Genomic DNA, 13,449 nt, shown 5'->3' with positions numbered 1-13,449 from the left:
GTCGTAGAAGATCCGAATCAGGTTATGATCCCTGACAAGGGAGATAAAGTATTGAGATCGTTGATATAAAAGAAGACCATTTTGTACAATGATATCGTATCTTCTAAAGTAAAATAGTGGATAGAAAGAGAGTGTGCGTATGAAAAGGATATTCTTAAAGACAGTAATTGGAATTGTAGTTCTGTGTATTTTGTTCTCTCTGCTTGCTTGTGTATCCGGAGCGGCATCTGCGCAGACTGCCATACCGAAAAGCATTATCAATACTTTCGGGAAAGATCCAACAACCGGACGCTGTTTTACTTGGAATACCTCAACAGCAGTAAAAAAAAGTGTTGTAGAATACTGCATCAAGGATGAATTCAAGGGTTTTGACAAAAGCAATATCAGCAGAGCGACAGCCAGGAGTTACGAAGTGAAAAACGACCTGGACAAGAGGATGATACATAAAGCTGAACTGAAAAATTTGAAATCCGGAACGGAATATGTATACCGTATTGGAGATACCGGCGGCTACTGCGAAAAAGGAACGTTCAAAACCGCAGAAAGCGATTTGAAGAGTTTTACTTTTATCAATATTACGGATACGCAAGGTGTAACGGTCGGGGACTATGCTAAATGGAAGAATATACTTGACAAAGCGCTGGAGAAGTTTCCAAGCACACGCTTTCTGGTACATACGGGAGATATAGTGGATAATGGAGACAAAACAAATCAGTGGGATAATTTTGCAAGTGCGGCAAAAAGCGAGCTGATGAATCTTCCCATCGCTCCGGTTGTTGGAAATCACGATGTCCTTAATAAAAACCGAACCAATTCGAATGCAAAGAACTTTACCGACAGGTTTAATCTGCCGGCAGAACAGAATACGGGTGCCCCTGCCGGTACGTTTTACTCCTTTGACTATGGTAATACACATATCGCTGTCATGAATACGGAATGCGGCAGTAAAAATTTCAAAAGCCAGGGGGATTGGCTTCGAAAAGATATGGCAAAATCGGACAAGCCGTGGAAGATTGTCGCCCTGCACAGGGGGCCTTACGGTGCCACCTATAACACTACAGACATCAGAAAGGCTTGGGTTCCTGTATTTGATGAGCTTGGCATCGACCTGGTTTTGCAGGGCCATGACCATAACTACGTACGCTCCTATCCTTTGAAAAAGGGAGCTGTGGTCAAGCCTGGAAAGGGTACGATATATATGGTGGGTAACAGCGGCGGTGTGAAATTCTATCCACAAAAATCACGTTCATGGCAGGAAGTGGGCCTGCAGCTGAAAACACAAATGTATCTTGCGGTTACAGTCTCCGATACCGAAATGGTAATCAATGCATATGACAGCAAAAATGCTTTAAAGGATTCGGTTACAATTAAAAAATAAGACTATGTTTAAGCTTCAGCAGCCTTTTCTGGCTAAAACTTTATTGCCATAATTACTGCGGATGGGATAGAACGCCTGCTACACATGAAAATAGTTCATAAGTAATACAGCTGATGTAACATTGGGTAAATATTTTAAAAAAATATCTGATAGGGTCAAAATTCGAACTAAAAAATCAAAACTAATGTCAGATACCAGCGGATATAAAGTAACTTGATGAAGAACAAGCTCCATTATGAAGTTTCAATGTTAACCTTAGATCGTATAAAAGGCCGGTTGTGATTACCCAACGCGGACTAATTTCCTAAAATAAACAAGATAGATCCCCCAAAAGTGCAAAGTTGGTTTTATAATTCAAGCAATGAAGGTGATCTCGTATACATCTCGTCACAATAAAAACAATATCATGTTATCTTCATATTATTTACTGTTAATTGGATATTAAATTCTGCTTATTGTTGATATTTACATTTTGTTGCCGTATAATTATATTTAGTTATAAGGGGGTTTTTGTAATGACAGATGATATTCTAAATCTTGAGCAAGCAATTGAATTTTTAGGGGTCAGTGAAAAAACGATTATTAAACTGCTCCGTGCAGAACACATTCCTGCCCGCAAAATTGGCCGGGAGTGGCGGTTCAGCAGGGAGGCCCTGCTTCGCTGGCTTGCTTCCGGAGATTCCATCAATTATATCAATCAGAATGATCGATATATGGTTTCCGAAGATGTACCCGGCACATCGTCCGCCTTGTTTGGCAAAATCAATGAAGCCTTGTCTACGCTAGGAGAGAATAACAATAATATCAAAACCTTATTGAGAGAGCTGGACAGGGATATCACCATCCCGCAGGAGGCCACACTTCGTATTAGTTATAAGCAGCAAAGAGAAGTTGAAAAACTGGAATTTAAAATCTTTTGGGATCTGCGCGAGGATTCCAAACTGGAAGCCAATCAAAAGACAAAATCCTCTTAATTAGCCGTTTAACCTGAAAAATTTGTGATTCATGGAGGGATGTCAATGTGGCTTCTATATGCTTTTGTCTCGGCGTTGTTAGCAGGAATGACAACTATTTTAGCGAAAATCGGGATTAAAAGTACCGATTCCAACCTGGCCACGGCACTCCGCACAATCGTTGTGCTTTTGTTTTCATGGCTGATGGTTTTCGTTGTAGGTTCACAGCATACCATCGGTATGATTTCTACCTGCAGCCTTATATTCCTGATTCTTTCAGGCGGCGCAACTGGTGCATCCTGGCTATGCTATTTTAAAGCTTTGCAGCTCGGAAATGTAAATAAGGTGACTCCCATTGACAAGAGCAGTACAATATTGACCATCCTTCTTGCGTTTTTATTTTTAGGGGAAATACCTACCATGTGGATGGGATTTGGAATCGTACTGCTTGCTGCCGGGACCTACCTTATGATACAAAGACGGGAATCGGAAGCCTTAAACGTCAAGAGCAAGTCATGGCTTTTCTATGCCGTTCTGTCTGCAGTCTTTGCCGCGTTGACCTCTATCCTTGGCAAGATCGGAATTCAGGGAATCGAATCAAATTTAGGGACGGCAATCCGTACGATTGTAGTATTGGTTATGTCTTGGGGAATCGTATTGTTTCAAAAAAAGTTTGTTCTCATAAGAGATATTGACAGGAAAAGCTGGATATTTATCATGCTCTCTGGCCTGGCAACGGGTCTCTCATGGCTTTGCTATTACCGTGCGCTACAGGAGGGAAAGGCCAGTCTGGTTGTACCCATTGATAAATTGAGTATCGTCGTTGCCATTGCTTTTTCCTATATATTTCTCAAAGAAAAGCTTACGAAAAAAGCCTTTGCCGGTGTGCTGCTGGTTGTATCCGGGACAATGCTATTACTGTTTTAGTAGATTTATTGTCATCCCGGAAAATATAACGGTTACGTATCAGCTATATAAGTAAAAATGGAATCCCGGAATACCAGTTAGGTTACAAATGGCCTATTGTGCCATTTATTCTTTTGATGCTTTGGTGGTTTACGCCTACCACAAAATTAAACGGGATAATTTGTCAATTTCAGTATCATCGACTATCACCTGAAGGCAAATAATTTGATATCAGATGGAAATATCACGCTGCTGTATTCGGGGCTATGGCTGTGGACGCCTTTATTGACGACAACCGCCTAAAAATTGTCGAAAAGCTTGGTGGTATTGGCCTTAACACAAAAGCGGGAACAGAAGCAATGGTGAAATTTCTGGAAGAATATTTCGGTGTTCAGGATAATACAAATCACCGGCTTGGTATGGAAAACGGGAAAATGACGGTTGAACCCAACTCCGTACTGAACATTGATGTTGTCATAGATTGCGCGGGAATCCCCATGTTCGTAGATGAATTCATGAAGCACGCGAAGCAGAAAGCCAGATTTTGCTGCATAGCGCTCCATAAGGGGGAGCTTCCCATCCGATTCCACGAGATTATGAGCACGCAGTGTTCAATTATGGGCTCCCGTGGGTATGAGCCGGAAGATATAAAGGAAGTCATCTCGAATCTGGCAAAGAAGAATACAAAAATTCCTGAAATCATTACGCATAAATTCCCGTTGGAAGATGCTGCAGAAGCGTTTGAAACCGCAACAAAGCCGGCCTGTGCCATTAAAGTTGTGTTGGATATGGAATAGGCCAACCGCAAAGCTATACTTTGCTTATATATTTCTGGCTCCATTCGACTATAGAGGTTAAAATCGGGCGCAAGGCCTGGCCCTTTTCCGTCAAAGAATATTCGACATGTGGAGGAATTTCATTGAATTGCGTCCTGCTTACATCCATTCTCATAGGAAAGTTTATAGGAAGTGCTGTAATATTTGTAAAGTTCGAATAATTTGGTTTATTTAAGACAAAAAGGCTACTCCAATTTTGCCAGAGCAAGGAGGCTTTTTGATGGGACCGTATTTAAACAGACAAACTATTCATTGCTTAAAATCAAGTTCTTTAATGATTTTAAGTGTAGTGGCCTAAATTTTCTAATCCTATTCTAATCTGATTTTAATTGGCTTTTAAGAAAAGCTTTATATGATTGTTTTGCTGCGGTATATGAAGATTTCATGATACAGCGGAATAATACGAGAGAAAATTTATATAATAGGAGATGGAAGAATGGAAGTAATCAAAACAAATGAGATGAAAAAGATGCAAAGTCCCTGAGGTAACCATTTTCTTCTGGATCATTAAAGTCTTATGTACCACGGTCGGTGAGACGGCATCGGATTTCCTGAACATCAATCTTTTTACCTTTGCGTTGGGTACGGCAACCGGAGACCTTATGGCAGAGAGCCTGGGCTTTGGTTACCTTGTTACAGGGATCTTAATTGCTGCAGTGATTGCCGTGGTGGCAGCTGCCTGGCGATTCAAGATGGACCCTATACTGGCATTCTGGCTTGTCTACATTATGACCCGGCCTCTGGGTGCCTCATTAGGGGATTACCTTTCACAACCATCGACGTATGGGGGGGTAGGATTAGGTGTAGCTGTCACAAGTGCAATATTTCTGTTAGCGATTATGGCGACAGTAATTTTCCTTGCTGTCATAAAGAAAGATTTGATCGCTAGAACACCAATAAAAGAAGAAACTGTTTCAAAACCATTTACTGTCAAATGGCAACTTGGAATCGTTGCGTTCTTACTGGTTATCCTGGTCGGAACAGGATTTTTATGGAGCCAAACTACGCTTCAAAATGAAGTCTCATCTCAAGGGGAGATGGCTGGTAATGTTACACAAACTGAACCATTAGGTGATTTGTCAAACTTTACGAAAATCGAGGAAGATACGCTAAGTCTGGTAGAGGCAGGCGATTTGTCTGGCGCTAAATCACGCGTTGATGAATTGGAAGTAGCCTGGGACAATGCTACGGCCCGTCTCAAATCAATGAATAAGGCAAAGTGGACTGAGATCGACAACACCATCGACGAAGTATTATCGCAACTACGCGCCAGACATCAGGATGCTCCAGCATGCAAAGCTGCTTTGAATGCATCATTAGCAGTACTTAAATGAATCATGCGACCGAAATTCAGGCTTCGGGAAAAGAAAATAAATTTGCTGCTGTCGATGAATAATTTTGTAGAAATTTCCCAGAGAACTGGATGAATACTAATAAAAATTAAGTTTTAAGTAACCCTTATAAATCTTATATGGAAAAATACTCATAAACCCGTAAGGAGGTTGGTTAATGAACATATTTCAAGCAGTTATTTACGGAATTTTGCAGGGAATCGCAGAATTTTTACCTATATCAAGTACCGCGCATTTAATATTAGCACCATGGCTATTTGGATGGCAAGATCCTGGTGTTGCATTTGATGTGGCATTACATCTGGGAACTGCAGCGGCCGTTATTTTATATTTCTTTAAAGATTGGCTGAATTTAATCGGTGCAGGTTTTACAAAGCCTAAAACGCAGGATGGAAAGCTGTTCTGGCTTTTGGTGCTGGCAACAATTCCGGGTGCTTTATTCGGTGTTTTGCTGGACAAATATATGGAGATGTTCAGGAATGCGGCATTGATCGGTATTATGCTGATTATCATGGGTATCCTGTTATATGTCGCAGATAAATATGGGAAAAAAGTAATTGATATTAAAGAGACAGGTACTAAACGAAGCTTACTTATAGGCCTTTCACAGGTTTTTGCAATAATTCCTGGAGTATCCCGTTCTGGTATCACTATGACTGTCGGACGTGCATTAGGTATGACCAGAGAGAGTATTGCCAGATTCACGTTTTTAATGTCAACTCCGATTATTCTGGGAGATGGTTTATATCATGCAAAGGATCTAATTCATACATCTATTGACAAGGTGCCATTTTTTACTGCCATGATAACAGCAGCAGTAGTTGGCATCATAGGCATTAAGTTCCTGCTTGAGTATCTAAAGAATAAAGGGCTTGGAATATTCACAGTCTATAGATTTATCCTTGGAGCTATGGTTATTGCTATTTCATTTTCGTATTAATTTTGGAACTTTTAGCGCAGTAGAAAGCTTATCTTGTGGAGGTGCTGTCATTAAGTTTTTTATAAGTAAATGAATCCCAGTGATTATATAATAAAGCAGAAAATAGTACAAAGAGACAATAATGTCTCCATATATGATAGTGTCAATGGACATTTATTAAGATACTATATTTTATATCTGAATGAAATTATAGAAAATTATTTTTGGTATTCATTATACCTCCAAAGTCAGTACTTATTTGTATTATAGATATTCTATAATGTTATAGAATATTAGATAAAGTTGATTTATAAAAAATGTATAATTATAAAAAAAGTCGCATTTGCGGCTTTTTTTAATTTATATATAATTTTCTATATTTGTTTGAATTTTTAACAATTTATATTAAATTATGGTAAAATACTACTTGTATAAATATTATGGCTATAATGGGAAGTTTGGTTAATGGATAATCGAGGAGCATAATTTATTATGGCAGAACAGTATGTAAAAAATCAACATTATATTGCACAGTGTTTATTAAAATTCTTTGCTAATTCAAAAGATCAAGTATTTGAGGCACTTGTAGAATCAGGCAAAGTATATTCAACAAATTATAAAAACTCAATGGTTGAAAGATTTACTTATGAGCATCCAGCGTTGGAAAGAAATATAGTTGAAAAGTATTTTCATAAAATTGAGAGTTATATTGGCGATGCTGTTCAAAGAATAATTGATACCATCGAAAAACATGAAATTGGCGAATGCCCATTTTCAGAAGTAAAAAAGGCATTATCGCAATATATGCGTGAGTTTATAATATTTTATTATAGAAGCGGCGCTTTACTTACCGAATTTGAATTTGAAAGAAAAATTAAAGCAGATAGAGTTTTTGTAATGTTGAAAAAAGTTATGAATTCTCCTTACATACGTGAATTAAGCAAGACAGTCATTAATTACTATAACTTTTCAGTAATTAAAAGTGAAAATAATGAGTTCATACTAAGTGACCAATATCTTGCATCAGTGGCTCTAGGGATTAAAAATAGATTTTTTAATATAAGTAATAGACATATAGGTCTACGGGATATGATGCTTTTAATTCCATTGTCTGGGAAGTATTATGCTGTGTTTTCAAATGGTTTTACCCCAAAGTACATATTAAGTAATAAAGTAAATATTCTAAACCAATTCCAAGTTGATGAGATAAACGAAGCTATAATTAATAACTCATATACTAAATGTATAAGTTATCGCCAAGATTCTTTACAACGTATTTTAATTAAATTTGAGTATAAATCTCCTTCTGCCACAATGGCAGGTGGAAACGGGATACATATGGGAACAACTTTAAAAAAAGAAGTATTCTTTTTCATAAGGGATAAAAAGGCGTGGAAGTTAATAACAGAAATTGCTCCTTATGAATGGGATAGATACAAAAATATTGGAAGAAATGATAGCTGCCCTTGTAAGAGTTCTAAAAAATATAAAAATTGTTGTTCGGATGCTCTATGTATTGCCATGAAAATAATTGCACCATTTGCTGCTAAACAACAGTTTCCTTTTGCTCAAATCGATAAAGCAAAAGATACTGTCTCCGTTGATACTGTAATTGAAATGCCTATTTATGAGTACTCAGGCATATAATTAAGTTTGGTATCTATAAGGCTAATAAACAGTTGCTGGGCTATTTAAATCATTATTTCCATTTTGGTGTTACAATTTCTATAAACAAGAGATATAAGTTACAGGATGCAATTAATAAAATTAAGAAAAAAGATGCTATAAAAGTTTAGATATACATTCTAGTCTGGCTAAAAATCGGATGTTCGCGTAGCTGAATGTTTTAGCAATAATGGGAAGGTAAATAGGCTTTTTTAAAAAAGGAGAATATTAATGTTTACTACAGAGAATTTTATTAGAGGATTACAAAATGCTTTTCATAACATACAGGTCATAGTGAATGAGAATAAATTGTTAATCTCAAGATTTGCAATGGATGGCGGATTTGCTCAAGGTCAAAACGAACTATTAGGAGAAATACCTCTTACAGAAATACAGGCTGTTGTCGATGATGTTACTAATGGAACCACTTTTAATGACTATATATTGTATAAAAAAGTGGGTTTTGAAGTGGCAATTAAAGCACAAGATCGTATGAAAATACCCTCATATAGATTTTTTGATCGAGACCAATTTTTGGTCTCAGAACATAATTACGAACTTCTTATTACCAAGGCAAGCTCTCAATACATAATTGCTTTAATGTGTTTTTCATCATCACACTCTGATATCAATTTGGATTTACCGCCATTGTATCGTACTATGATGCGAGATGGTATATTTAAGTCTCTCGAGGAGCTAAGCGATTTGTTTAGAATTATGACCGCAAAAATAGCTGCACCAGTAGAATGTTCATTATCTGAATTCAAAAGAATGCTTCAGTCATACTTGTTCAATATATCATATAACAGAAATATAGTATTTTCTGTCGTAGATTTATCTGAAAATCGACAACCTATGAGACGTAGTGTACGACGAGGAGGTCAACTTTTCCCATATAAATCATATAACGCAGAATTAGTCAAGTATTACTATCAAGGCGCCTCAACTGATATCCCATTTACCCAGTACTTGGCATTCTATCATGTTGCAGAGTTCTTTTTCCAAACAATTGCTGAACAAGAGGCGTTTCAGGAAATAGAGAGTTTTATAACTCGTCCATCGTTTTCGCCTTATAAAAAAGAAGATATTAGATTGTTTTATAATAAAATAAAAAAGAAGATGAGAGATCAAAGAGAAGATGGTGTTTGGGATGAAAAGACAGGCTTGCTACTTTGTTTGAAAAAGTTTATCCCTAATGTTGAAGTCTTGAAAAATGCTATCCATGCAATTGATTCATCGGCAATTGATTACTATAAAAATAATAATGTCTTATTTGCGGATGAAGGAAAGATAATCAATTTCGATGATATATCGGATGTGATTTACGTAGCTATTCGCAATAGGGTTTATTCTGTCAGAAATGCCATTGTTCATAGTAAGGAAGGAGAAAAATTACGATATGAACCTTTTAAGCACGATAAAGATCTTTCAAAAGAAATACCTTTGATACGTGCTATTGCAGAAGAGATAATTATTAACTCTGCAAAACCCATGGAGATTAAGTATGGTGAATAGAGTATTACTGATATTGAATCAATCATTTAAAGAAGATTGAATGAAAGAAAACAAGTGTAGGAATTACCAGTTTCCCATTAGGATAATAATGGGAGTGCGACAAGAAGCGGCTTCTTCTTGAAAGGTTAGTGCAGACAAGCGTCTGATGTTCCAGTAGTAGGAATATTCCCATCCGAAACTGCGTCAGGGGTAACCTTGGGGTGGGTTGCAGGAGGAAAAGCCCAACCGCTGCTTAGTATCCATAGTAGGCGGGGGCAAGGGAAAGGATGATATGGTCTATGATTAAGCATCGTCATTAGCAGCAATGGTTGGGATATAATTGCCGTTGTATTATAGAGAATTGTTCACCAGAAAGAGATATTAGCAAGAATAGACAGCTTGAATTCCTAAAAAATCAAGGAATTACAAATATTTATCAGAATGAAGTTTCAGATTAATTTAAAAGTACTTGATTTAGGTGAAATAATACCGAAGACTAACATAATATCAAACGAAAACTGGATTAATGCATTAAAAGTGTTTGAAGAAGATACCAAGTATGAAAAAATCTGTATTGGACATTTAATTTCTAAGACAAACCATCAATTAGATAATACAATTCCTTCCGGAAAACCCGTAAAATACACTAAAAAGCAGTTAAGTGAAGCCTTGAAACTTCGAGATCAATACACATTTCAAGAAATAGCTAACATTACTGGTATTAGTAGAATCACGCTATTGAGAGCAAGCAAAAAGATGCAATTATAGTGGTAAGTAGTTACATCTTTATACGTATAAGTAGACTAATTACGAATATTTATGCTTTTTCTATAACTTTTCAATTTTTAATAGTTATAGAAAATATGATACTATGCTAATTTACTGCGATAAGGGATAATCTATAACATTTTTTATTCAGATACCCCCCGACAGTCAGGCCTACCCAATTACGCGAAATAATAATTTCGCGTAATTGGAGGGGAGGTACATAGCATCCAACGGCTTTAAGTTCATAATTAAATTTTGGTAAAATACTACTTGTATACATATTATGTTTATTAGATGTATTTGAACTTCGGATAAGGATATTAATAGGCATTTTAAGTGTTTTTGATCAAATGAAGATTGTAAATCAACAATTACACCTCTGCTGCAAATTGGATTTTGCACGTTGGCTTTTACTTTGCTTTTTTCTTAATCAACTGCGTAGCAAGAATTGAGACTAACAAATATACCAACACCACAATAATCTCAAATACGAGACCAGAGTATGAACGAGGATACAGCATCATTGCTACATTCGCCAGTAGTCTAATAGGAAAATATGCTGCAAGCCAAAAGGCTATAACGTAGAATTTGTAGTAGTATTTCTTTGCACTCTCCGGCTCAGGTGCAATTTTACGATATCTATATCCAAATTCAAAGCCGACAACTGCAGCGATACTAAGCATCGTTCCAGCTAAAGAGAAAATGGCATTTTGAAGGACAAAGCAAGCAATCAACTGATGAAATAAAATCATAACATTTAGACCCGTTAGAAGAATAAATGCTGATTGTCGACTGGCTTCGGCCTTTGTTGTGATTTCGGTTTCTTTCACAACCGGCACATCACGGTCACTTTCATAATCATCATTCAACAGGTAATCAGTTGTAACACCAAAGAGCTTGCTTAACTGCAACACATTAGGTGTGTCAGGCTGTGCTGTCCCCATTTCCCAACGAGAAATTGCCTGTCTGGAAACATTCAGCTTCTCAGCCAAATCATCCTGTGACATTCCATACGTCTTTCTAATATTTAATATTTTATCTGCTAATTTCATATGAAATCCTCCTTTGATTTGATGATTTCATTGTAGTAGAAAACTCATTCTGATGCCACCACATCAACTTTACAATTACGCAACTTGACTTTACATTGCCCAAAACCGTGGAAATTCAATATATAAACACAGCGGCAAATTCTGATTTATTGTTATTTTTAATAAAATTCATTATATTAAAAAGTTACGAGCTAATCACCTATAAAAATTGGTATTTGTCTATCAGTTCAATCACTCCACATTGTTCCTGATTTCTCCACAAACTTCTCATAAGTCATCTTACCTAATGCAAATTCCATCATTTCCAGATACATTTTTTCGCATTTTGTATGCGGTCTATTAATGCAAATATCCAGCAATTCAATCTCATTTTTCACAGGACTTAACACCCAAGTCCGTAATGCCATATTGGTTTAGAAAAAGTGCACATTTCCATTTGTAGTGCTCCTTCTATATTATTTGTTCCTTTATTATTTTCTAGTTTCTCAAATTCTGCTGATATATTTAATATATATTCTTTCAGATCCGGTCTATTTAACCTAATATAAATTTTCTGCTCTTTACATTATCCGACAAATGTTTATCTGGATTATAACATTACTAATCTAAAACTAATCTAAAAAGTCATCAACATGAATAATGTACAAAACAGCTTTTTCATAGGATTTCTCCGGTAGAGCCACAGAATCTTTCTAAGCATCATAAACATTTGTAATCTTCTTATTTACAAAAAAATGATTTTAATAAATCAACATATTTTAAAGGGTACTTTAAACTCAATTCACCATGTTTCATTCCAGGCGCAGTATAAAGTACACTTCCCGGTATCTTATCATGCAATAGACGAGCGGATTTTTTCATAATTCCGACTTCATTCTCCCCTACAATAATCAAGACTTTTGTTTTTGTGTCTGCAATACATTCATTTAAGTTATAGTTACCATTGCTCAGTGTGATATTAATCAGCGATTGCCTTGATATTTTCAGACTGTCCTGATAATACTGTTCAAACATATCCAGAGGGACACATAGTGTTTTTGCCTGCATTCCGGCAAACCATTTTTTCTTAATCAGACCGTAAAAGAGCTTGTATACGGGTACAGTCAAAGCTGTCGTTCCCCTGATCGGATAAACCAATACGCTTTCGATAATTGCATAATCTGTAATTTTTTCCCTTTGAGATAGAACCTCTGTTACAATCTGTGCTCCAATTGACAATCCACCCATAGCAAACACCTGAGAATTGCAATTTGTATCAATATATTCTATGAGTTTCCTTGCGCAATCCTGAATGGATATGAATTCTTCATCACCATCCTCTCCATGACCGTCAATAATAGGCGTAATGATATGGAAATCAGATTGCAGCTGTTCTACAATACTGTTTAACGACCAGGAGGATAGTCCGCCCCCATGTAGCAAAATTATTGTGGGCATCTGTTTATTCGGAGTTTCTTTGAATATCATGGTGTATCCTTTCTGCTTCTTATCATTGCTATCAACACGTTTGTCCGGTTTAAACATCCCCTACAGGTTGCAGGGTATCTTCTGGAATATACAATAAATATTCAGAATCTCATTTTAATTATGAATAAAAAATATAATGTAACAGGTAATCCTATGATTACAGATAGTATTGTAATTGCAGTGTGCACTATTTTCTCATCTCGCAATATAAATAATGAAAACTTGTACCCTAAAATACCAATCCATCCACCCAAACAATTTAGAATTACATCATCAATGTCTGATGCTCCGATGCCTAAAAGCCCCTGGGTGATTTCAACAAATAAACTCACTATCAATATAAACAGCAGATTGGTTATTGCTCTTTTATCATTTTTGAATAAAGGCAAGTATATACCAAGGGGAATAAAAATAACGATATTGCCAGCCACATTAGCAAAAGCAAGTGCATTCGTAATTGCAGGGCTGCCAGATATATATTCCATTATACTATAAAATGGAATGAGATTGATCGACCTAAATAAAGTCCTTTCATTATTAAACAGCCCCAAAATCGAAATTCTTGATAAGAGCAATATTTTCATTAACAAGAGTATGTAGCAAATGAAAGCACCATACAAAAAGGCTGTTTTAATTCGTTCTCGTTTATTCATAATACC

Annotated in this window: 14 protein-coding genes; 9 read left to right on the top strand and 5 right to left on the bottom strand. The window is 36.4% G+C overall.

Annotated features, from left to right (window positions below; all coding sequences use genetic code 11):
- Positions 1–139 precede the first annotated feature (139 nt).
- The 4 genes from CTER_RS03685 to CTER_RS03670 all read left to right on the top strand — a co-directional run bounded on the left by CTER_RS03685 (position 140) and on the right by CTER_RS03670 (position 4,034).
- A complete protein-coding gene (locus CTER_RS03685; RefSeq protein WP_004623793.1) occupies positions 140–1,378 on the top strand; it encodes a purple acid phosphatase family protein in 1,239 nt (412 codons plus the stop codon).
- A gap of 515 nt (positions 1,379–1,893) precedes the next feature.
- On the top strand, positions 1,894–2,352 hold the full coding sequence (locus CTER_RS03680; protein ID WP_004623776.1) for a helix-turn-helix domain-containing protein: 459 nt from the start codon (positions 1,894–1,896) through the stop codon (positions 2,350–2,352).
- 45 nt (positions 2,353–2,397) lie between these two features.
- Complete coding sequence (locus CTER_RS03675) at positions 2,398–3,258, top strand: EamA family transporter (protein ID WP_004623798.1); 861 nt, start codon at positions 2,398–2,400, stop codon at positions 3,256–3,258.
- Between the two features lie 251 nt (positions 3,259–3,509).
- Positions 3,510–4,034, top strand: a complete 525-nt coding sequence (locus tag CTER_RS03670) for a zinc-binding dehydrogenase (protein WP_051066514.1) — start codon at positions 3,510–3,512, stop codon at positions 4,032–4,034.
- 13 nt (positions 4,035–4,047) lie between these two features.
- Here CTER_RS03670 and CTER_RS27390 read toward each other — a convergent pair whose 3' ends face one another.
- A complete protein-coding gene (locus CTER_RS27390; protein WP_242834926.1) occupies positions 4,048–4,182 on the bottom strand; it encodes a winged helix-turn-helix transcriptional regulator in 135 nt (44 codons plus the stop codon).
- Between the two features lie 382 nt (positions 4,183–4,564).
- Here CTER_RS27390 and CTER_RS03665 point away from each other — a divergent pair, with 382 nt between their 5' ends.
- From CTER_RS03665 to CTER_RS03640, 5 genes are all read left to right on the top strand, one after another.
- Positions 4,565–5,407 carry a COG4705 family protein gene (locus tag CTER_RS03665; RefSeq protein ID WP_083908913.1) on the top strand — a complete coding sequence of 281 codons (843 nt, stop codon included), beginning with the start codon at positions 4,565–4,567 and terminating at the stop codon, positions 5,405–5,407.
- A 175-nt stretch (positions 5,408–5,582) separates the two neighbouring features.
- A complete protein-coding gene (locus CTER_RS03660) occupies positions 5,583–6,365 on the top strand; it encodes an undecaprenyl-diphosphate phosphatase (protein ID WP_004623819.1) in 783 nt (260 codons plus the stop codon).
- 471 nt (positions 6,366–6,836) lie between these two features.
- Positions 6,837–7,991 carry a DUF4238 domain-containing protein gene (locus tag CTER_RS03650; protein ID WP_004623823.1) on the top strand — a complete coding sequence of 385 codons (1,155 nt, stop codon included), beginning with the start codon at positions 6,837–6,839 and terminating at the stop codon, positions 7,989–7,991.
- Positions 7,992–8,240: 249 nt separating this feature from the next.
- Positions 8,241–9,524, top strand: coding sequence for a hypothetical protein (locus CTER_RS03645; RefSeq protein WP_004623778.1), 1,284 nt, complete (start codon positions 8,241–8,243; stop codon positions 9,522–9,524).
- 420 nt (positions 9,525–9,944) lie between these two features.
- The gene (locus CTER_RS03640; protein WP_004623850.1) at positions 9,945–10,271 is read left to right on the top strand and encodes a helix-turn-helix domain-containing protein; all 327 of its coding nucleotides are present in this window, start codon (positions 9,945–9,947) and stop codon (positions 10,269–10,271) included.
- A gap of 410 nt (positions 10,272–10,681) precedes the next feature.
- Here CTER_RS03640 and CTER_RS26765 read toward each other — a convergent pair whose 3' ends face one another.
- The 4 genes from CTER_RS26765 to CTER_RS03625 form a co-directional block, all read right to left on the bottom strand.
- A complete protein-coding gene (locus CTER_RS26765; RefSeq protein ID WP_004623832.1) occupies positions 10,682–11,323 on the bottom strand; it encodes a helix-turn-helix domain-containing protein in 642 nt (213 codons plus the stop codon).
- Positions 11,324–11,550: 227 nt separating this feature from the next.
- A complete protein-coding gene (locus CTER_RS28200; RefSeq protein ID WP_165585946.1) occupies positions 11,551–11,700 on the bottom strand; it encodes a hypothetical protein in 150 nt (49 codons plus the stop codon).
- Between the two features lie 343 nt (positions 11,701–12,043).
- Positions 12,044–12,790 (bottom strand): alpha/beta fold hydrolase, encoded by a 747-nt coding sequence (locus CTER_RS03630; RefSeq protein ID WP_004623816.1) that lies wholly within the window; start codon positions 12,788–12,790, stop codon positions 12,044–12,046.
- A 101-nt stretch (positions 12,791–12,891) separates the two neighbouring features.
- Positions 12,892–13,443 (bottom strand): VanZ family protein, encoded by a 552-nt coding sequence (locus CTER_RS03625; protein ID WP_040760270.1) that lies wholly within the window; start codon positions 13,441–13,443, stop codon positions 12,892–12,894.
- Between the last annotated feature and the right edge of the window lie 6 nt (positions 13,444–13,449).

The sequence above is a fragment of the Ruminiclostridium cellobioparum subsp. termitidis CT1112 genome (genome assembly GCF_000350485.1).
GTDB lineage: Bacteria > Bacillota > Clostridia > Acetivibrionales > DSM-1351 > Ruminiclostridium > Ruminiclostridium termitidis.
The sequence above is the reverse complement of the archived record's forward strand: the minus strand, read 5'-3'. Positions and strand labels throughout refer to the sequence as shown.